General features: G+C 61.0%; 21 protein-coding genes and 1 pseudogene. 5 read left to right on the top strand and 17 right to left on the bottom strand.

From position 1 onward, the window contains the following. The first annotated feature begins 157 nt into the window (after positions 1 to 157). Positions 158 to 2,605, top strand: a complete 2,448-nt coding sequence (locus tag ACESNB_RS07075; RefSeq protein ID WP_373005727.1) for an ATP-binding protein — start codon at positions 158 to 160, stop codon at positions 2,603 to 2,605. Positions 2,606 to 2,612: 7 nt separating this feature from the next. Here ACESNB_RS07075 and ACESNB_RS07070 read toward each other — a convergent pair whose 3' ends face one another. The 5 genes from ACESNB_RS07070 to ACESNB_RS07050 form a co-directional block, all read right to left on the bottom strand. After that, on the bottom strand, positions 2,613 to 3,029 hold the full coding sequence (locus ACESNB_RS07070) for a GGDEF domain-containing protein (protein ID WP_373005751.1): 417 nt from the start codon (positions 3,027 to 3,029) through the stop codon (positions 2,613 to 2,615). Beyond that, the gene (locus tag ACESNB_RS07065) at positions 2,992 to 3,414 is read right to left on the bottom strand and encodes a hypothetical protein (RefSeq protein ID WP_373005725.1); all 423 of its coding nucleotides are present in this window, start codon (positions 3,412 to 3,414) and stop codon (positions 2,992 to 2,994) included. Before ACESNB_RS07065 ends, ACESNB_RS07070 begins: the two co-directional genes overlap by 38 nt. Before the next feature lie 190 nt (positions 3,415 to 3,604). Then, a complete protein-coding gene (locus tag ACESNB_RS07060) occupies positions 3,605 to 3,832 on the bottom strand; it encodes a hypothetical protein (RefSeq protein WP_373005723.1) in 228 nt (75 codons plus the stop codon). Between the two features lie 97 nt (positions 3,833 to 3,929). Then, positions 3,930 to 4,439 (bottom strand): hypothetical protein, encoded by a 510-nt coding sequence (locus ACESNB_RS07055; RefSeq protein WP_373005721.1) that lies wholly within the window; start codon positions 4,437 to 4,439, stop codon positions 3,930 to 3,932. A gap of 26 nt (positions 4,440 to 4,465) precedes the next feature. Continuing rightward, a complete protein-coding gene (locus ACESNB_RS07050) occupies positions 4,466 to 5,437 on the bottom strand; it encodes an oxidoreductase (RefSeq protein ID WP_373005719.1) in 972 nt (323 codons plus the stop codon). Between the two features lie 166 nt (positions 5,438 to 5,603). Here ACESNB_RS07050 and ACESNB_RS07045 point away from each other — a divergent pair, with 166 nt between their 5' ends. Continuing rightward, positions 5,604 to 6,200 (top strand): tetratricopeptide repeat protein, encoded by a 597-nt coding sequence (locus ACESNB_RS07045; protein ID WP_373005717.1) that lies wholly within the window; start codon positions 5,604 to 5,606, stop codon positions 6,198 to 6,200. A gap of 3 nt (positions 6,201 to 6,203) precedes the next feature. On the opposite strand, the gene ACESNB_RS07040 is transcribed toward ACESNB_RS07045, so the two are convergent. Continuing rightward, entirely contained in the window at positions 6,204 to 6,701 is a 498-nt protein-coding gene (locus tag ACESNB_RS07040) for a polymer-forming cytoskeletal protein (protein WP_373005715.1), read from the bottom strand. A 156-nt stretch (positions 6,702 to 6,857) separates the two neighbouring features. Between ACESNB_RS07040 and ACESNB_RS07035 the strand changes: the two genes are divergently transcribed. After that, positions 6,858 to 7,514: a GH25 family lysozyme gene (locus ACESNB_RS07035; RefSeq protein WP_373005713.1), complete on the top strand. Its 657-nt coding sequence runs from the start codon at positions 6,858 to 6,860 to the stop codon at positions 7,512 to 7,514. Between the two features lie 4 nt (positions 7,515 to 7,518). Here ACESNB_RS07035 and ACESNB_RS07030 read toward each other — a convergent pair whose 3' ends face one another. The 8 genes from ACESNB_RS07030 to miaA all read right to left on the bottom strand — a co-directional run bounded on the left by ACESNB_RS07030 (position 7,519) and on the right by miaA (position 14,192). Next, the gene (locus ACESNB_RS07030) at positions 7,519 to 7,713 is read right to left on the bottom strand and encodes a hypothetical protein (protein WP_373005711.1); all 195 of its coding nucleotides are present in this window, start codon (positions 7,711 to 7,713) and stop codon (positions 7,519 to 7,521) included. Positions 7,714 to 7,946: 233 nt separating this feature from the next. Beyond that, entirely contained in the window at positions 7,947 to 8,240 is a 294-nt protein-coding gene (locus ACESNB_RS07025) for a hypothetical protein (protein ID WP_373005709.1), read from the bottom strand. 13 nt (positions 8,241 to 8,253) lie between these two features. Next, entirely contained in the window at positions 8,254 to 9,273 is a 1,020-nt protein-coding gene (ilvC, locus tag ACESNB_RS07020) for a ketol-acid reductoisomerase (protein ID WP_373005707.1), read from the bottom strand. A gap of 46 nt (positions 9,274 to 9,319) precedes the next feature. Continuing rightward, the gene (locus ACESNB_RS07015; RefSeq protein ID WP_373005705.1) at positions 9,320 to 9,973 is read right to left on the bottom strand and encodes a hypothetical protein; all 654 of its coding nucleotides are present in this window, start codon (positions 9,971 to 9,973) and stop codon (positions 9,320 to 9,322) included. Further along, the gene (ilvN, locus tag ACESNB_RS07010; RefSeq protein ID WP_373005703.1) at positions 9,970 to 10,539 is read right to left on the bottom strand and encodes an acetolactate synthase small subunit; all 570 of its coding nucleotides are present in this window, start codon (positions 10,537 to 10,539) and stop codon (positions 9,970 to 9,972) included. Before ilvN ends, ACESNB_RS07015 begins: the two co-directional genes overlap by 4 nt. Then, a complete protein-coding gene (locus ACESNB_RS07005; protein WP_373005701.1) occupies positions 10,536 to 11,234 on the bottom strand; it encodes a hypothetical protein in 699 nt (232 codons plus the stop codon). Before ACESNB_RS07005 ends, ilvN begins: the two co-directional genes overlap by 4 nt. Positions 11,235 to 11,273: 39 nt before the next feature. Continuing rightward, positions 11,274 to 13,070, bottom strand: coding sequence for an acetolactate synthase 3 large subunit (locus ACESNB_RS07000; protein ID WP_373005699.1), 1,797 nt, complete (start codon positions 13,068 to 13,070; stop codon positions 11,274 to 11,276). A gap of 171 nt (positions 13,071 to 13,241) precedes the next feature. Further along, positions 13,242 to 14,192 (bottom strand): tRNA (adenosine(37)-N6)-dimethylallyltransferase MiaA, encoded by a 951-nt coding sequence (gene miaA, locus ACESNB_RS06995; RefSeq protein ID WP_373005697.1) that lies wholly within the window; start codon positions 14,190 to 14,192, stop codon positions 13,242 to 13,244. A gap of 55 nt (positions 14,193 to 14,247) precedes the next feature. Between miaA and serB the strand changes: the two genes are divergently transcribed. Both serB and ACESNB_RS06985 read left to right on the top strand, forming a co-directional pair. Beyond that, positions 14,248 to 15,171 carry a phosphoserine phosphatase SerB gene (gene serB / locus ACESNB_RS06990; RefSeq protein WP_373005695.1) on the top strand — a complete coding sequence of 308 codons (924 nt, stop codon included), beginning with the start codon at positions 14,248 to 14,250 and terminating at the stop codon, positions 15,169 to 15,171. 208 nt (positions 15,172 to 15,379) lie between these two features. After that, positions 15,380 to 16,552: a histidinol-phosphate transaminase gene (locus tag ACESNB_RS06985; protein ID WP_373005693.1), complete on the top strand. Its 1,173-nt coding sequence runs from the start codon at positions 15,380 to 15,382 to the stop codon at positions 16,550 to 16,552. A 23-nt stretch (positions 16,553 to 16,575) separates the two neighbouring features. Here the strand turns inward: ACESNB_RS06985 and ACESNB_RS06980 are convergent, their stop codons facing one another. The 3 genes and pseudogenes from ACESNB_RS06980 to ACESNB_RS06970 form a co-directional block, all read right to left on the bottom strand. After that, positions 16,576 to 18,024: a Do family serine endopeptidase gene (locus ACESNB_RS06980; RefSeq protein WP_373005691.1), complete on the bottom strand. Its 1,449-nt coding sequence runs from the start codon at positions 18,022 to 18,024 to the stop codon at positions 16,576 to 16,578. 78 nt (positions 18,025 to 18,102) lie between these two features. Further along, positions 18,103 to 18,303 (bottom strand): DUF2065 domain-containing protein, encoded by a 201-nt coding sequence (locus tag ACESNB_RS06975; RefSeq protein ID WP_373005689.1) that lies wholly within the window; start codon positions 18,301 to 18,303, stop codon positions 18,103 to 18,105. 12 nt (positions 18,304 to 18,315) lie between these two features. Continuing rightward, positions 18,316 to 18,513, bottom strand: a pseudogene (locus ACESNB_RS06970) (protease modulator HflC); the annotation flags it as partial.

The raw sequence follows: 18,513 nt of genomic DNA, 5'->3' as shown, positions 1-18,513 counted from the left end.
TGTGGTTTATTTGCAACATGACGTTTCAGTTACCTTGCATGGGCTGGGCGCGCGTCTTACCGTCACGTTAACGCTGCCTTAATGGAATGGGAGCATTCCGTTAACCTCTTGCGGCTGTCGGAAAAGCGGCCGATTCAGGCGATGGAATTGGATGACAATGGCGATAAGTGCAGACCAGGTGCCGATCATCATGTCCGCAGGCGCGGCCTCGCTGGGCCTTGCGGCCCTGTTGTGGGCATTGCGGGTTTCGGATGGGGCAAGGGGTGCTGCGCGCAAGTTTCGCGACCGGTCTGCCGAGCTTGAAACGACGCTGGCTGAACACAGATCGGTGCTCGGCGCGCACCCCGGGGTGATTCTCGTATGGCAGGGCGAGGCCCTGGAAGCCGATGGCGACGAGATTATCCCGCCGGAACTTTACGGGTCACCCGTGGCGCTGGCCGGCCTGCTCAGTTTCACGGACGATGCCATTTCCATGAACCCCGCCGTTCGCATTATCGAAGGCCTAGCGGACCTCGAAGCGCGTGACAGCGCCGGGCAGGACACGACGCTGCGCATACGTCTGCGCGAACTGCGAGAGACCGGGCAGGCATTTTCGCTGACAATTATCGGGCCGTCCGGCCGTTTCCTCGAAGCAGATGGCCGCACGGCCGGCGCGCGCGCTGTGGTTTGGGTGACCGATACGACGATCAAGGGGCTTGAGGAAAGCTCGGCCCGCGGCAAGCTGGAAGAGGCCCGCCAGGTGATCGCGCGCGACCCGACTGCATTTCTCGACATGCTTGGCAAGTCGCCTTTCCCGGCTTGGCGCGTGTCGGGCATGGGCAAGCTGCAATGGGTAAATCCGGCCTATATCGAGGCGGTCGACGGTATCAACCTGGACCGCGTGCTCGACCGCCAGCTGATGCTCGACCAGGCTGCCTCCGAACAGGCTCGCAAGACGATTTCCGAAGGCGCCGATATCGACGAGACGCGCCATATGGTGATCAAGGGTGAGCGCCGTGCAATGCGTGTTCTGACGTTCCCGCTGTCGGGTGGGGCCGGGGCGATGGCGTTCGATGTGACCGCGCAGGAGAATGCGCGCGACGAACTCAACCGCCATGTCCGCGCGCATGACGAAACGCTGAACCATGTTGCAGATGCCGTCGCGATCTTTGGCGCCGACCGTAAGCTGAGCTTTTACAACAAGGCGTTCCGCGATATGTGGGACCTCGACGAGAGCTTCCTACTCGACCGGCCAAACCACGGCCAGTTGTTGGACCGGCTGCGCGAGCGCCGCAAGTTGCCGGCCCGGACAAACTATGCCGAATGGCGCGCCGAGGAACTGTCCTACTATCTCGATATTGACGGGGTGAAGGAAGACATCTGGTCGCTGCCGGACGACCGCACCCTGTCGGTCACGCGCCAGCGTCACCCAATGGGCGGGCTGTTGCTATTGTTCAAGGATATTACCGGCGAGCTCGATCTCAAGACCAAGTTCAATGCTATTGTGAAAACACAGTCCTCGACGCTCGATAACCTGCATGAAGCGGTTGCCGTGTTCGGCGGCGACGGACGCTTGAAACTGTTCAACCACGCCTTCGAGCGCCTCTGGGGCCTGTCGCATGACTTGCTGAAGGACCAGCCGGATTATTCCGCCGTGATCGAAGCGTGCATACCGCTGTTCCATGATGTCGAGATTTGGGATGCGATAAAGGGCCACATTACTGATCCGTCCGCACGCGCGCGCCAGTCGACAACCGGCGAGATGCGCCGCTCGGACGGATCGATCCTGACTTACCTGACCCATCCGTTGCCGGATGGAAACACGCTGATCGCGTTTGCTGATGTCACCGCCACCCGCCGCGTTGAATCCGCCTTGCGCGACCGCGCGGAGGCGTTCGAAGCCGCCGACCGGTTGAAGACGGAATTCGTGCGCAATGTCAGCTACCAGCTGCGGTCGCCGCTGACCGTGATCTTCGGTTATGCCGAACTGCTCGAGACCCAGCGCAATGGCGATCTGACCGATCGCCAGTCTGACTATGTCAGCGCGATCCTCTCGGCCTCGGATCACTTGTCCAAGCTGATCGAGAATATTCTTGACCTCGCCATGATTGAAGCCGGGCGCATGGATCTCGACCTCGAAGATGTCCAGCTTCAGGACGTGATCGAGGAAAGTATCGAAATGGTCGTGTCGAAGGCCGAGGACACGGAGATCACCGTTCGCGCCGAGATAAAGGGCAAGCTAGGCGTCATTCGGGCCGATCAGCGCCGGATTCGCCAGGTACTGTTCAACCTCATCTCCAACTCGCTCCGCTTCACCGAATCGGGTGGCGAGATCGTGGTGTCGGCGCAACGGATAGGCGACATGGTCACCTTGTCGGTACGTGACAATGGCAAAGGACTTGAGGCTGACAAGCGCGCGACAAGCTTCGACAGTTTCGTTTCAGGCGACCAGCGTGGCGCCGGCCTTGGCCTGGCGTTGGTGAAACATTTCGTCGACCTGCACGGCGGCACGGTTGGGATGAAACCGGTCGAAGGCGGTGGGCTGGAAGTGACGTGCTGGTTGCCGGCGCAGGCTGTCGTTCATGGTGGCGCGCCTGAGCTTATGCTGGCGGAAGCCCGCGCCTGAACCTGGCTCAACTTGCCAAGGATAGGCCGTCGTCCGTGCTAATGCAGGCAATACCGACCTCGTCGCTGTGCTTGTGGCTCATCAGCGCCTTTTCCGTTGCGACAAACATTTCCGACGCTGAACTGAATGCTACAGAGTAGAAGCCAAGGCTGATGCTGGATCGCGCCACAAGAGTTTCGCCGCGATAGACATGTGGTAGGGCGAGGATATCCTGCAATTCGGCGGCAAACGCGGCGACGTCGGCGCCATCGAGCGTTTCCCAGAGCAGTACCGCGAATTCATCGCCACCCAACCGGGCGCCGAAACTGGCTCGATCACCTATCGCCTTGCGGATACGCACCGCGACGTGTTGCAGGACCGCGTCACCGGCATCATGCCCATGGACATCATTGACCTGCTTGAAATTGTCGAGATCGAGAAGGATTAGCGTGAACGGTGATCCGCCAAGACCAGCAGCGCCGACGGTTTGCGAGACCGGTGAGAAAATCGGAATTGGCCAGTTCGGCAAGTCGCATCTGAGCGGCTTCCAGCTCCTGGTTCTTGCTGATGATGTCCTCGGCATTGCGCGTCGCGACGCGATAGGCGCTGCGGAACGTCCGCTGGAGGATGACGTTCTGGCGCAGGACCGTGGCATTGTAGAGAAAGGTCGGGAAAGCGATGAACATGCCGCGCGCCAGGTCGAGCCACAGATTTGCTCCGGTCAGGGTCGATATCGTCAGTTCGCCAAGCGCGATGATGGAGAGAACAATAAGCGTTGAGCCGATCGCAAGGCGCAGGGCGTCGGTGCCCGACTCGATTTTTGGCTGCATTCTTTCGCGCACCCACTTGGTCAGGAATCCGTTGGGATTCAGCAGCTGTCCCTCCACGATCTCTCGGAGGAGATTACTTGATTGGCGTTCAGGCGACCTGAAGAAGACGTAAAGATTTGTCCGATCTCGGTTAACACTTGCGAAGCCACAAAGCGCGGGCTGACCAGAACCTGGGGCGACGTGGCTGCCGCTACAGGTCCGGAGCCTGGTTCTTTTCGAACCTGAGGAGAAAACGATCACTCTTGCGCCGAATCGAGGGGTCGAAAACATTTATCGTTCTGTCATCTTCCGCGTTGGCGAACAGGTCGCTTTCCTCGGCGAGGCGGAAACCGTGTGCCTCGGCGAGGGATATGACGATGGCCTTGTCGATGCGGTGTGTGTCGCCACCGGTGGTCGCCGGTGCGCCCACAGGGGCCATGTGATCGAGTACGATAAAATGCCCGCCCGGTCTGGTTACACGGGCAATCTCGGCGAACGTCGCGTCCGGATCGCCGAGGGCGCCGGGTTCAGCCCCGTCAGGTGTGTACCAGAGTTCGTGCGGGCCCAGGCAGCCACGTGACCCGGTCGGCTGTGCCGTCCGGCACGGCTGACAGGTCGTCGAAATTCGACTTGAGCTTGACCACGTTGGACAGCCGCCCATCGACACGGGTCGAAACGGCGTCACCGAGGAAGGCATCGAACGCGGCCGGGTTCTGCATGTAGACCTTGCCCGCATCGCCGACGACGCGTGAGAAGAGCTCTGTATAGACACCGCCACCGGCTTCGAGATCAACGACCGTCATGCCGGGAGCGACTCCGGCAAAGGCGAGGACCTGCGGCGACTTGCGGACTTCGTATTGCTCATAGTCGGTGGCTGGCCGGTCATCCTGTCCGAACATGCGGGCATAGTCGAAGGCGACCGGGGCGACCGCCGAGGGCGCGGCGGCCCCTGGCATCAATGCTTCAGCGGCTGCCACGTCTAAGGACGGTGCGGCGCAGCCAGCTGCCAAGCCGCTGGCGATGATTGCTGCAAACACGTATTTCATGGATTTTTCCTCCAATGCGCCTGTGGTCAGGCGTCCGCCAGCATTTTCTCACTCATTGTCCAAAGGCGTTCGGCCTTTTCATCGTCGCAAATCCACGGGCGGGCGTGCTCCCAGCGCTGGCTTTCTGCCGTTGCAAGCTGGGCGATGTCGCAATCTTCGCAATAGACGCCGCCGCGGCCATCGAGTTTTGGCGAGGTCGCTGCCCAAACGCTGGTCGCCGCGCCCTGTTCGGGTGTCTTGAACATGGCCTGGACCTGGGGCGGGATCGTTCCGTCGGCCGCCTTCCATCCGAGCGCCACCATTTCCTCATCTGACAGGTGGCGCTGAAGGGGCGTGAAGATCCCGCCCGGGTGCACGGAAAAGGCCCGGACACCGACGCCGCGGCCACGGTGATCGACACCGAGCGCGAACAGGGCATTGGCCGATTTGGCCTGTCCGTAGGCGTCCCATTTGTCGTAAGGGGTCTGGGTAAAGTGGGGGTCGTCCCAGTGCACATCGGAGCGAACATGCCCGGTGGAGGACAGGGCGACGACGCGGGATGACTCGGCGCGCTGCATGGACGGCGCCAGCGCGAGGCTCATCGCCATGTGACCGAGATGGTTGACGCCGAACTGACGCTCCCAGCCAGGGCCGACGCGGCCCTCAGGGCAGGCCATGATGCCGGCATTGTTGATCAGGATGTCGAGGCTGCGCTTGGTCTCGTCATACTCGCGGGTGAATTTCTCGACGCTCTTGAGGTCGGCAAGATCCATCGCGGCGATTTCGATCTCGCCCGCCACATCCGCTAGGGCCGCTTCCGCCACGTCGACCCGCCGGGCCGGGACAGTGACGCGCGCGCCAGCGCCTGCGAGCGCGCGGACGGCTTCAATCCCGATGCCCGAATACCCTCCGGTGACGATCACATTCTTGCCTGTCAGGTCGATGCCTTCGAGCACCTCGGCGGCTGTCGACTTGGCGTGAAAGCCTGATCCGATGGGTAGCTGGTCTTGTGCGGCCATGCGCTTGATGTCTCCCGAAAATGTTTCTTGTTGAGAGCAGTTTGCGCCGGGGACGGCGTGGCGGCAAGGGTGGGTTACGGTTTCTTAAGCAGCGGGCGACGTGGACGCCGTCCGGGTCGAGGCGTATATGGTGAGTGTTATACATTACCATTCAGAGAGTGACCCCATGCGCCGTTTTGCCAGCCTGATATTGATGACAGCCGCCAGCCTGACAGCCGTGCCCGCCCTCGCGCAGGGCAATCAGTTTGAGCGCACGCAAGCCGAAATCGTGGTCGAACAAGCCACTGAAAACCTGGCAAGGGATCGTGCCGGCCGGGCAGATGCCATTCGCGACTGTGCAACGAAGGATTACGCAGCCTGCACGAGGTTGGGCGATTATTACCGCAAGGGTTGGGGCGGCGTGCAGGATTACACGGCGACCGCGAAAGCCTATCGCAAGGCCTGCACGGGCAAGGACGCAGTTGGATGCGCGACGCTCGGCTATCTCGCCACCAAGGGATACGGCATGGAACAGGACCTGACCGAAGCCCGGCGCCTTTACAAAGTGTCGTGTGACCTTGGCGAGGTCAGCGGCTGTGCCGGTTATGGCAACATGGTGTTTGCGGGTCAGGGTGGCCCCAAGAATGTCGCCGAAGGCACACGTGTCCTCCAGTCAGCTTGCGACACCGGATACAAATGGGCCTGTGACCGGATAACGGGCCTGGCCGCCTATGACCCTAACGATGACACATGGGAACGCCTGAAGGACGGCGCCGGACGCTGAGGCTCAGCTGCCTGAGACGGATTTTTCGGGAGGGCTGAACATCGTGTTGACGAATGGCGGCGTCGGGCGCGCGACAGGTGCGTGAGGTGCCGCAATCGCTGGCGTGGATGCTGGGTCCTCGACGGGTGAGAACCAGTCCGCCGGTTGCTGCGGCGCGATCAGGAGATCGGCAAGGATGTTGGCACCTTCCTCAACCCGCATGCTGGGCGCATAGGCGCGGCCTTCCAGGCGACAGCCCGGCCAGGCTTCAATCGTTTCGCTGGCACTGACCGAGCCCTTGATTTCACCATGGACGATGATGACGGTGCCGGAGACATTGCCCTCGATAACCGCGCCAGCCTCGACGACCAGCAGGCTGTCTGTGGAGATGTCGCCTTTCAGATGGGCTGACAGCATGGTCGGCCCGGCAAAGGCGAGCTTGCCCTCCAGCACGGACCCTGCCGTGATGAAGCTGCCTTCTTGAGACCGCGGCGCGCGCGATGATGCGGGTTGATTGGCCAATGTTTTCGTCCCTTGGTGACTGAATACTTTGGGAAAAAGAAGCAAAATACGTGCCATACGCGAATTAGGCTCCAGGCGTGCTGCGTAGAAGTTGAGCCGCGGAAAGGTATTTCTTTGACCGCGACGGCGCCTTGATTGCATGCCAGATTGACGTGGATGAAACTCGTATTCCCAGTATTCGCAGTGCTTTTGACCCTGGTCGCGTGTGCCCCCACAGAGGCGCCAGCAGCAGGTGGCGGACCGTTACCGCCCGGTGCGCGTGGGATCGACCTGTCGCATCACAATGGACAGGTGGACTGGGACGCCCTCGATACTGAGGGGCTTGATTTCATGTATCTCAAGGCCACCGAGGGACGCGACTGGAAGGACGCTGACTTCCAGATGAACTGGCGCGAGGCGACGCGGCGCGGATATGATGTTGGCGCCTACCATTTCTACATCCTGTGCAAGCCGGCAAAGGAACAGGCGATCAATTTCATCCAGTCCGTCGAGGTGCGGAACGGCACACTGCCGCCAGCGGTCGACCTGGAATACGCGCACAATTGCAAACCCTACCGGGACGAGGCAGGCACGCGGGCTGAACTACAGGCATTTCTCGACAGGCTGGAGGCTGAATACGGCGCAACTCCAGTGATTTACACGACACCGGAATTCCACGCCGACTGGATCGCCGGACATTTCGATCGCTACCCGCTCTGGATACGGAGTGTCGATGGCGCGCCGAACGTGCCTTACGCGATCTGGCAGCATTCGATGAAAGGCAAGATGGCGGGCATTGATAGCGACGTGGATTTGAATCTGGCAGCTGAGTGAGCGGTCAGGCGGAGATTGCCTGCCAATCGAAATCGACCAGAACACCGAAATGATCGCTGCGCGCTTTGCCAGACGAATCCTTGCGGTCGAGCGCCCGCACGTGCGTGGCTGAGAGCGCGCCGCTGATCGCGATGTGGTCGATTGTCATGTCGTCGAGGGGCGATAATGACCCGCGTGTGACGACGTCGAACCCGGTCATTGCTGTTTCGAGATTTGCTTAGGACCTGTGAGGCCCCCAGGCTCTCGGCATGCGCCGGTTGAAGTCTCCGGCTACGATCAGGGGGCGCAGGTGACCGATGCATGCCAATGCGGGGCCCAATTGGTCGAGAAAACGTTCATGCTGTTTCCATGGTTGAAACTTGTCGGCGGGCGGTGTGTCCGGTGCCATGTGCCAAGGGATGCAGATGCCGAGGCAGAAGACGGCGCGCCCGTTCACAATTGTTTCGCCGAGAACAGCGCCACCCAGCATGGCGAGAGAATCTGGCAGTGGACCGGCTTCCAGGGTGCCTTGCTCCAGATGACGACGAGCTGTTCGCTGTCGGCCTTGGGGCCGTGATCGTAGCCGCGATGGGAAAGCGTGTGTCCACCGAGTCGGTCCAGAAAATGGGTGTGCGCTTCGGTCAGGACCACGAGATCGGGTTCGAGAGACTGGATCTCAGAAACAAGAGACGCGGCCTGCCATATATGCGGGCCGCGTCTCTCAATGTTCCAGTTATTCAGGCGCATAAAGGTTCGCGCGTTAGTTGCGGGCCTTGTCGACCAGGCGGTCGTTCTGGGCCCAGTGCATCATGCCGCGCAGTTTTTCGCCGACTTCCTCGATCAGGTGGTTGTTCATGCGGGCACGCTTGGCGTGGAAGCTTGGGGCGCCGGCCTGATTTTCGAGCACCCAGTTGCGGGCGAACGTGCCATCCTGGATATCGGTCAGGACGCGTTTCATCTCGGCCTTGGTTTCCGAATTCACGATGCGCGGCCCGGAGACGTATTCGCCATACTCGGCCGTGTTCGAGATCGAGTAGTTCATGTTGGCGATGCCGCCTTCATAGATCAGGTCAACGATGAGCTTGGTTTCGTGCAGGCATTCGAAATAGGCCATTTCCGGCGCATAACCGGCTTCGACCAGGGTTTCGAAACCGGCTTTGATGAGCTCGACGATACCGCCGCAAAGCACGGCCTGTTCGCCGAACAGGTCGGTTTCGGTCTCTTCACGGAAGGAGGTTTCGATGACGCCGGCACGCGTGTTGCCGATGGCTTTCGAATAGGACAGGGCGACGTCCTTGGCGGTGCCGGTTGCATCCTGATGGATGGCGATGAGACCCGGCAGGCCAAAGCCCATCTGGTACTGTGCGCGCAACGTGTGGCCCGGGCCCTTGGGCGCGGACAAGGAGATGTCGACGCCGGCCTTCGGACGGATCAGGTTGTAGTGAATGTTGAAGCCGTGGCCGAACATGATGTGCTGGCCTTCGCATGTATGCGGCTCGATCTCGTTCGCCCAGACGACAGCCTGGAGTTCGTCCGGGATCAGGATCATCACGACGTCAGCCCATTTCGTGGCTTCGGCGGGCTTCATGACGGTCAGGCCTTCGGCCTTGCACTTGGCGCGGCTGGCGGAGCTTTCCTGCAGGCCGACAACAATATCTTTCACGCCGCTGTCGCGCGCGTTCAGCACATGCGCATGGCCCTGGCTGCCATAGCCGATGACGGCAACTTTCTTCTTCTGGATCAGGGAAAGGTCCGCGTCCTGCTCGTAATAAACTTTCATTGGCTTCAAAAAGCTCCGCTTTAGGGTGGGATTGATAGGATAAGGTTCAGTTGGCGTTGCAGGTCCAGCCAGCGCTGATATTTGCAACACTGATGATCATCTGGTTGATCCGGGCAATGTCGTCAGACGCTTTTGCATGACGCGAGAAATGCCGGACCTTGCCGGGTGTTTCAATTGTCGTGACAATGTCATGTGTATCGAGCAGCAGGACGACACGCCGGGAGCCATCAGGGTTGATCGTAACTTCTTCGCGGCGACCGTACTCCGGAAGAGCGATCGAACCGATCGTCGCCAACATGCCGACCAGGGGCTTGGCCACATCATCGGGAAGGGCCGTGCTCAGCTTGCAGACGGGCACACGGCTGCGTTCATTGCCTTCGCTTGGTACCGAGCGGGCCTCGAGCCAGTAGGACGGTCCCGCACCGATGACATCGTAGATATAGGCCGCACCGCTGGGCGATGCGGTGTCAACGATGCGGATCGCCGGATGCAAGGTGGTTGGCTGCAAGCGGGCAGACCGCGCCACGAGATGGTTGGCGCGATCGATATCGCATTGCAACTGCGCCTTTTCGGCTTCGCCGGAGAGCGTCGGTGCTGTCCCGGCCACTTTGGGCCGGCAGCTTTCAGGCGGCTCTTCGTCCGCGCTGGCGGCACCAGCACACAGAAGGCCGGCGAATAGAAGGATATGGAATGCCTTCATCCCTGTTCCTTTCCGCGCTTGATCGAGAGCACGCCGGTCCGGCTGACTTCCACCAGTCCGAGCGGGCGCATGAGGTCGATGAACTGACTGATCTTGTCAGAGGCTCCGGTGAGCTCGAAAATGAAGCTCTCATTTGTCGTATCAATGACCTTGGCACGAAAGATTTCGGCAATGCGAAGGGCTTCGACGCGGACTTCGCCGGTGCCGGCAACCTTGATAAGGGATAACTCGCGTTCAATGCCGCGTTTCGACTTGGTGATGTCAATCACTTCGCCGACAGGCACAATGCGCAGCAACTGGGCTTCGATCTGCTCAAGGATGTGCGGCGTGCCCTGCGTCACAATGGTGATGCGCGAGCGGCGCTGGCTGGAATCGACCTCGGCAACCGTGAGGCTGTCGATATTGTAGCCCCGGCCTGAAAACAGGCCGACGACGCGCGCGAGCACGCCGGGTTCGTTATCGACAAGCACGGCCAGTGTGCGCCGTTCGACAGCTTCGTCAGCATGCGACAGGAAATAGGCCGATTTCGGTCCGGTTGGTGTGTCTCCGATTGTACCGTCGCTCATTGCATTGTCTCCGATTGCGTGTCCAGCGCCCGGGGTGCGTCGAGCACGAGCCCCGGCCTGCGGGTTTCAAGGCGGGCCTTCAGCGCCGTGGCGCGGTCGATGGCGTCGCGCCGGTTTGCTTGGGTCTGGTCGTCATACCGCTCGACAACCTTGTCGAGGCGGCGGGGATCGAGATGCGCCTGCAATTCCGACACCATCAGGCGACGGCAATCTTCAATGAATTCCGCGCTGTTATCGCCCGTCGGGCCGCCTTCGCGGTGCATGGCGTCAAGCTCGAAATAGGCCCACATGATGGCATCCAGGATGGGTGGGCGGTGGCCGCGATAGGCCCCGTCCTTGTCTGCGCCCTTATTGTCGGCATTGAGGTTCGGAAAGAACATGCGGCCGCGTTCGACGAGGGCCGACAGGCCGATCAGGAGGCTTGTCTTACCACCCGCGAAGGTCGCGTCATTGGCCTGCAGATGGCGGGTGCGTGCAAACATCGCGGCGCGCCCGAGCGCGTCGATTGCGTGGTTGCCCCATTCGAGGCTGGCCGCGTCGATACTCTGGCGCAGACGTTCGGTCTGTAGCCGGCGCTGACGACGCGTCTCGGTGCGCGCGGCGAAGGCGCTGACAAGCGCAACCAGCGCAGAGCCGATCGCGATCACCACATCAAGGTGTTCGCGCAGCAGGGCGAGGATTTCGCTCATACTCATCTACACAATCCGTCCCAAAACCCGATGCCTGTCCGGCTGCTATACCAGCTTCTTCCCGGCGTCACTGACCTCGTTACCAGTTATCTCCCCGAGGATCATCTCATTATGAGCAGACCCCGACGGAATCATCGGCAGGCAATTTTCGGCCTTTTCGATGCGGCAATCGAACAGGACCGGACCGTCATGGTCGATCATTTCCTGGATCTTCGCATCGAGTTCCTGCGGCCTGTCGCAATGAATGCCATGGCCACCAAGAGCCTCGGCGAGTTTGACAAAGTCCGGCAGGCTTTCGGAATAGGAATGTGAATAGCGTTCGCCATGCAGCAATTCCTGCCATTGGCGCACCATGCCCATCCATTCATTATTCATGATGAACACCTTGATTGGCAGGCGGTGCTGAACGGCCGTGGAGAATTCCTGCATCACCATCTGAACCGAGGCTTCGCCCGCGATATCGATGACGAGGGCGTCCGGATGCGCGACCTGGATGCCGACGGCGGCGGGCAGGCCATAGCCCATCGTGCCGAGGCCGCCACTGGTCATCCAGTGGTTCGGTTCCTCGAAATGATAGAACTGGGCGGCCCACATCTGGTGCTGGCCGACCTCGGTGGAAATATAGGTCTCCCGGTCCTTGGTGAGTTCATAGAGACGCTGGACCGCGTATTGCGGCTTGATCACGGTGTCAGAGTTTGCGTAGGCGAAGCAATCACGCGCCCGCCATGTGGCGATCTGCGTCTGCCATTCGGAGAGATTGGGTTTCTTGCCCTTGCGAGCGGCAAGTTCCTTCAGGATCGCTTGCAGCGTGGCAGCGCAATCGCCGACCACAGGCACGTCGACGCGGACGATCTTGTTGATCGAGGACGGGTCGATGTCGATGTGGACTTTCTTGGAATTCGGCGAGAAGGCGTCGATCCGGCCCGTGACCCGGTCGTCGAACCGCGCGCCCAGGCAGATCATCAGGTCGCAGTCATGCATGGCGTTGTTGGCTTCAAAACTGCCATGCATACCGACCATGCCGAGCCAGTCGGGGTGAGAGGCCGCAAAGGCGCCAAGGCCCATCAGCGTGGACGTGACCGGTATGCCGGTTGCGGCCTGCAGCTCGCGCAGCAGTTTCGAGGCCCGCGGTCCTGAATTGATAACGCCGCCACCGGTGTAGAAGATCGGGCGCCGGGACGTCATGATCAGGTCGACAATCGCGGACACTGCTTCGGGCTGGGGAATTGTGCGGGGGTTATAGGTCGGCTTGTGGACGCCTTCCTTGCCGATATAGGTGCCGGTCGCGAACTGGACGTCTTTCGGGATGTCGATCACGACCGGGCCCGGCCGACCGGATGTCGCGATCAGGAATGCCTCATGGATGACGCGTGCCAGATCGTTCACGTCGGTGACGAGGTAATTGTGCTTGGAACAGGTGCGGGTGATGCCGATCGTGTCGCATTCCTGGAACGCGTCCGTGCCGATGAGATGGGTCGGGACCTGGCCGCACAGGACAACCATTGGGATGGAGTCCATCATCGCATCCGTGATCGGGGTCACCATGTTGGTTGCGCCGGGACCGGAGGTCACAAGGGCGATACCCGGTTTGCCGGTCGAACGGGCATAGCCTTCGGCGGCATGGCCGGCGCCCTGTTCATGACGGACCAGGATGTGCCGCAGGTCCGGCGCCGCGAACAGCGCATCATAGATCGGCAGCACAGCGCCACCCGGATAGCCGAAAAGCGAGTCCACACCCTGTTCGCGCAAGGCCTCGATAACGATCTGGGCCCCTGACATCATGCGGGGTTCAGTCGGGGTCGGGCTGGCGGCGCGCGTCTTGGACTTGGTGGCTGTGGTCATGAGGCTCTCGGATTGTCTTGGAAAAATGGGTCGGGGCTGAATTAAAAAAGGGCCCCCTGAGGAGACCCTTTTGTGCGCGCACCCGCAACCGGCTGAATGGTCAGCCGACTACGGATGCGAAATAACGAGTACTTCTGGTTTGCGCACGGTGCGTTTCCTCCAACGTCGGGGTTAGGGATAATCTGCCTCTTTGGCGCTGTCAATCTCCCTATAAAGGGCATGAATGACCCTTAGGCGGTTTTCCGGCTCTGGCGACGGGATACGCGGCCAAAACGGAAATTGCCTTCCGATCCACGTAAACTGCCTTTTTGCGTAGCGCCTCGTATCCCGCTTTGCATTTTCGGCCGCCAGTTCAGCGCTGATTTCGCCGCGCGCAAAGGCTGTCAGCCACGGCATGCCGTGCGCTTTCATGGCCGGGAGTTCGGGATCGAGGCCACGTTCCATCAGCGCGCGGGCCTCATCCATGGCGCCCTGCATCAGCATACCTTCGAAGCGGCGGTCTATCTTCTGATAAAGACGCGCCCGCGGCGGGGTGAGCGCAAAACCGATCCATTCGCCATCTTGCAGGACAGGCGGTTGGCGTTCCTCGTGGAAGTCGCTGATCGGGCGCCCGGTCGCGAGCCAGACTTCATAGGCCCGTGAGAGGCGCTGGCGGTCGCCAGTGCCAAGCCGTTCCGCTGTTTCAGAGTCGACTGGCGCCAGCCTGTCGCGCAGGCCTTCGGCGCCTTCGGTCTCGGCAATGGCGCGGACATCGGCCCGGATATCCTCCGGCACCGGCGGGATGTTCGACAGGCCCTGTGTCATGGCCAGCAGGTAGAGGCCCGTGCCGCCGACGAGGATCGCACGCTTGCCTTTCAACTCCACGCGCTTGATTTGGCAGCGTACATCTTCCAGCCAGTCACCGGTCGAGTAACGTGTGGCGGCGTCGACATGACCGAAGAGGTGATGCTCAACGCCGTCCATTTCCGCTTCGTCGGGGCGGGCGCTGATAACCTGGAGGTCCCTGTAAACCTGCATGGAATCAGCGTTGATGACCTCACCGCCCAGTCGCCGGGCAACGGCGATGGCGAGAGCGGTCTTGCCGCTGGCGGTCGGACCGTGAATGAGGATTGCCGGATGCATGCTCCAGACCTAAGGGCTTGTCGGGCGCGTGGAAAGACACCAAGAGACTGAAAACATGACCCAGAACCCGGATACTTCCCGCAATTTCCTTGCTGTCACGGCTGTGGCAGCACCATCAAAGGCTGATCTTGCTGGGCAACTGGGGGACATTCTTGCTGCAGCTGGCGTGGGTGACATGCAGCTGCGGATTCTGTCGAACACTGGCCCATGGCAGGCGTGCGAGTATGTCTTCGAGGCAGGGGCCCAGGCCGAGATCGAGGCGGTTCGCGCCGGGGTGAAGGGGCTGGAAGCGGATGTTGCGGTTCTGCCTGCCGCCAACCGGCGCAAGCGTCTCCTCATCTCAGACATGGATTCAACCATCATTGGTCAGGAATGCCTCGACGAGCTGGCGGATTTCGCCGGCCTCAAGGCCGAGGTCTCGGCGATCACCGAACGCGCGATGCGCGGCGAACTCGATTTCGAAGGCGCGCTAACGACGCGGGTGGCCATGCTCAAGGGGCTGGAACTGTCGGCCCTCGAGGCGGCCTATCGCGAACGCATCACGCTGAATCCTGGCGCGCGAACGCTGACGGCCACGATGAAGGCGCATGGCGCTCATGCGCTGCTCGTGTCGGGTGGTTTCACATTCTTTACGTCGCGCGTGGCTGAAGCATCCGGGTTCGATGCCCATCGCGGCAACACGCTGAGCGATGATGGTGCGGTCCTGATGGGTGACGTTGGCACGCCGATCCTTGGGCGAGAGGCGAAATTGACAGCGTTGGACGAGGCGGCAGCGGCGCACGGACTTGTTCGCGACGATGCGCTGGCGCTCGGCGACGGCGCGAATGATCTCGACATGATCCGCGCAGCCGGCCTCGGTATTGCCTACCGCGCCAAGCCCATCGTTGCCGAGCAGGCGACGGCGGCGATCAATCATGCCGACTTGACAGCCGCCCTGTTCTTCCAAGGCTACATGGCGAGCGAGTTTGTCGAAGTTTAGGCCTGCTCGTTTTGCAGGCTTTTCACCCCGGAAATCGCATAGTCTGCGAGCCTGCGTGAACGCTTGGTGGGCAAGTCTCGCCAATTCCGTGCGTCGCCACCGATAAATGTTGCGCTGCACCAAGCGTGATTGCGAACTGATTTCACTCGCGGGTGCACATCATTAGAGTTTCGCCAAACGCCCGCTCCATGTCCCGGAGGGTCCTCTGATGAAAAATCTGTCTGATATTAACCTGATATCGCCATCGCGCCGCAACCTGATGAAACTCGCCAGCGTTGGCGCACTGGGCGCTGCGACCGGCCTTGCCGCCTGTTCGGAGGCCGCGAGCGCCGTCACTTCAACGCCCGCAGCGACAGTGGCGATTGATCCCAATGCCATCGCGATCATGTCGTCGAACGAGAACCCGTTTGGCCCATCACCGAAAGCCATGGAAGCGATGCGTGCTGGCGTGGGAAATATCTATCGCTATGCGCGGCCACAAACGATGGCTTTTGCCGAGATGATCGCCAAGCGCGAAGGCGTGGCCCCCGAGCAGGTCCTGGTGACCAATGGATCAGGCCCGATCCTCGCGGCGTTTGCTGACTATGTGCACGTACAGGGCGGGGACCTTGTCACTTCGGCGCTGACCTATGAAGGCGTGCCGCGCGTCGCACAGAACATCGGGACCAATGTCATACAGGTGCCGCTGGCCTCCGACCTGGGTTTCGATATGGACGCCATCGCCGCCGCGATCGGTCCGAACACATCCGGGGTCTATATCTGCAACCCGAACAACCCGACGGGCAAAGTGGTGGCGCCGGCCGTCCTGAAGGCGTTCGTTGAAGAGGCCTCTGCAAAAGTGCCGGTCTTCATCGATGAAGCCTATCTCGATATGTCGGATGATTATCCGGCGGGCATGATGACCGAGTTCGTCAAGGCGGGAAAGCCTGTGATCGTGGCGCGCACGTTCTCGAAGATCTATGCGATGGCCGGCCAGCGACTTGGGTACGGCCTGATGCAGCCGGAGATGGCGATGACCATACGCAAGACGGGCCGCCTGTCTGATGTGAACTATCTTGGTCTTGTCGGAGGCATGGCCGCGCTCGACGACACGGCGTATTATGAGGAGATGCGGGTCAAGACAGCCCGTGGCCGGGCCAAGCTGATCGCCATGGCGAAAGACCTTGGCCGCCCGATTGCTTCCGATCCGCAGGGGAGCTTCATCTACATGGACGTCGGCATGCCCAACGGCGAGTTTGCAGCGAAAATGCTGGACAAGGGCGTCAAGGTTGTCGGTGCCCGCTGGTCAGAAAAACCGGAATGGACGCGCATCTGTATTGGCCTCGACCATGAGATCGAGAAATGCCACGCCGCAGCGAAAGCGATCCTGACCTCGATCTGACCGGGGCGGTGCGAGAGCGGCGCCTATTTCGCCAGTTCGATCGACAGGAACTGGTCGAACCATCCGGCATCGCCCCGGCGTTTCACGCGAAGGAGCAGGGGCTGGAGCGGCGTCGTCATGGCCGTTTCCACACGAGAAACCGTGTCTGTGACCGTCGACACCTTGGCGAAGTTAACCTCGACAATGACATCGCCCCGGCTGAGTTTGCCGAATGCACGTCCGCGCGCACTGACGCTGGTGACCACGACCCCTTCGACATCCTTCGGAATGCCGAAGCGGCGGCGGATATCGTCGTCCATGCTCTGGAGTTCGGCGCCGAGATCATTGCTGCTGGCGGGCATATCCGGCAGCGTGCTGGCACCCGCCGCGTCATCATCGTCCGCGAGTTCGCCGAGGGTTACCGACACATTGCGCGCCTTGCCATTGCGAATGATCGACAGCGCCACCGTCTTGCCGATCGGGGCATCCGAGATCAGCCGCGTCATTTCGCGGACACTGGCAATGGCCTTGCCGTCGAAGCTGAGCACGAGATCGCCGACCTCCAGCTTCGCCTTGTCGGCTGGGCCATCATCGGTGATGCGTGTCACGATGACGCCGCCCTTGCCCTTGGCCTTGTAGGCCTTGACCAGGGCCGCGTCCGCGTCCTGGACGTTTACGCCCAGCCAGGACCTGCGCACCTTGCCATGCTCGATCAGCTGTTTCGAGATGCGCTTCACCAGATTGGACGGAACCGAAAAGCCGATGCCGACCGATCCGCCGGTGGGCGAGATGATCGCGGTATTCACGCCGACGACTTCGCCGCCGAGATTGAACAGCGGCCCGCCGGAATTGCCCCGGTTGATCGCCGCGTCGGTCTGGATGAAATCATCAGAGCGCCCGGAATTCAGGTCGCGGTTGCGGGCCGATATGATCCCGGCAGAGACTGATCCGCCAAATCCAAACGGGTTGCCGATGGCGATGACCCAGTCGCCAACTTCGGCATGGTCGCTGTCGGCCAGGTCGACAAAGGGCAGCGGCGTCCGGCTGTTCACTTTCAGCACGGCAAGGTCGGTATCGCGGTCGCGGCCGACAAGCGTTGCTTCGAGCACGCGGCCATCGGAGAAATTGATCTCGATCTCATCGGCATTGTCGATGACGTGATTGTTGGTGATGATGATTCCGTCAGGACTGATCACAAAGCCCGAGCCGAGCGATCCTTGGCGCTGGAAACCATCCTCGTCACGGCCGAAGAACTCGTTGAAACGTTCCATCGGCGAGCCTTCCGGAAAGGTCGGCAGGCCGTTGGGCGCAATTGTCTGCTGTGTCGAGATGTTCACGACAGCCGGCATCAGGCGTTTGGAGAGGTCGCGAAAGTTCTGCGGCTGCACTTTCTCGTCCAGGCCATCAAGGGGCCGCGACAGGCTGCCCTGAGCCGAAACAGGTAGGATAAAAGCGGCAATGAAACCGAGGGCGGCGAGTGCCGGAATGCGCATGAGGCAAGAGGCTCCTGAGAGTCGAATATTGTACTTAACGTCTTCAGTATGGCGCTTTGCGCCCTTGTTGCAACAGGTTCAGAAGCCTCTGACTGCGAAGACAAGCAGGGCTGCGCCGACCACGGCGGATGCCAGCCCGGCAAAGGCCACATCGCGGCTGGACATTTCCGACAGGCGCGCCGCCATGCGCCGCATGAAGTCGGGGGCGACCGCATAGATCGCCCCCTCCACAAAGAACCAGATTCCGGCCGCAGCCAGTATCAGATAGAGTTTTGACACGTACCCTGCGTCCTAGCGGCTGCCGCCATTAGCACGGGCACTTTCGATGAACTGGTCGCAGATCCCGAGATTTTTCGGGCTGACGATCACCTGGGTGCCTTCCTGAATGGCCTTGTCGCAGGCGATCAGGGCACGCTGGAACCGGAAGAATTCCGGGTCCTTGTTGTAGGCGTTGGCATAGACCTCTGTCGACTTGGCATCGCCTTCACC

The organism is Hyphomonas sp., assembly GCF_041689225.1.
Taxonomy (GTDB): domain Bacteria; phylum Pseudomonadota; class Alphaproteobacteria; order Caulobacterales; family Hyphomonadaceae; genus Hyphomonas.
Note: the sequence above shows the minus strand (reverse complement) of the source record. Positions and strands in the feature narration are given on the sequence as shown.

Coding starts and splice junctions, on each gene's coding strand:
- ACESNB_RS07075 (WP_373005727.1), top strand. CDS start 158: ATGGCGATAAGTGCAGACCAGGTGCCGATCATCATGTCCGCAGGCGCG.
- ACESNB_RS07015 (WP_373005705.1), bottom strand. CDS start 9,973: ATGAAGGCATTCCATATCCTTCTATTCGCCGGCCTTCTGTGTGCTGGT.
- serB (WP_373005695.1), top strand. CDS start 14,248: ATGACCCAGAACCCGGATACTTCCCGCAATTTCCTTGCTGTCACGGCT.
- ACESNB_RS07000 (WP_373005699.1), bottom strand. CDS start 13,070: ATGACCACAGCCACCAAGTCCAAGACGCGCGCCGCCAGCCCGACCCCG.
- ACESNB_RS06980 (WP_373005691.1), bottom strand. CDS start 18,024: ATGCGCATTCCGGCACTCGCCGCCCTCGGTTTCATTGCCGCTTTTATC.
- ACESNB_RS07065 (WP_373005725.1), bottom strand. CDS start 3,414: ATGCAGCCAAAAATCGAGTCGGGCACCGACGCCCTGCGCCTTGCGATC.
- ACESNB_RS07050 (WP_373005719.1), bottom strand. CDS start 5,437: ATGGCCGCACAAGACCAGCTACCCATCGGATCAGGCTTTCACGCCAAG.
- ACESNB_RS07030 (WP_373005711.1), bottom strand. CDS start 7,713: ATGACCGGGTTCGACGTCGTCACACGCGGGTCATTATCGCCCCTCGAC.
- ACESNB_RS07055 (WP_373005721.1), bottom strand. CDS start 4,439: ATGAAATACGTGTTTGCAGCAATCATCGCCAGCGGCTTGGCAGCTGGC.
- miaA (WP_373005697.1), bottom strand. CDS start 14,192: ATGCATCCGGCAATCCTCATTCACGGTCCGACCGCCAGCGGCAAGACC.
- ilvN (WP_373005703.1), bottom strand. CDS start 10,539: ATGAGCGACGGTACAATCGGAGACACACCAACCGGACCGAAATCGGCC.
- ACESNB_RS07045 (WP_373005717.1), top strand. CDS start 5,604: ATGCGCCGTTTTGCCAGCCTGATATTGATGACAGCCGCCAGCCTGACA.
- ilvC (WP_373005707.1), bottom strand. CDS start 9,273: ATGAAAGTTTATTACGAGCAGGACGCGGACCTTTCCCTGATCCAGAAG.
- ACESNB_RS07005 (WP_373005701.1), bottom strand. CDS start 11,234: ATGAGTATGAGCGAAATCCTCGCCCTGCTGCGCGAACACCTTGATGTG.
- ACESNB_RS07060 (WP_373005723.1), bottom strand. CDS start 3,832: ATGGCCCCTGTGGGCGCACCGGCGACCACCGGTGGCGACACACACCGC.
- ACESNB_RS06985 (WP_373005693.1), top strand. CDS start 15,380: ATGAAAAATCTGTCTGATATTAACCTGATATCGCCATCGCGCCGCAAC.
- ACESNB_RS07025 (WP_373005709.1), bottom strand. CDS start 8,240: ATGCGCCTGAATAACTGGAACATTGAGAGACGCGGCCCGCATATATGG.
- ACESNB_RS07035 (WP_373005713.1), top strand. CDS start 6,858: ATGAAACTCGTATTCCCAGTATTCGCAGTGCTTTTGACCCTGGTCGCG.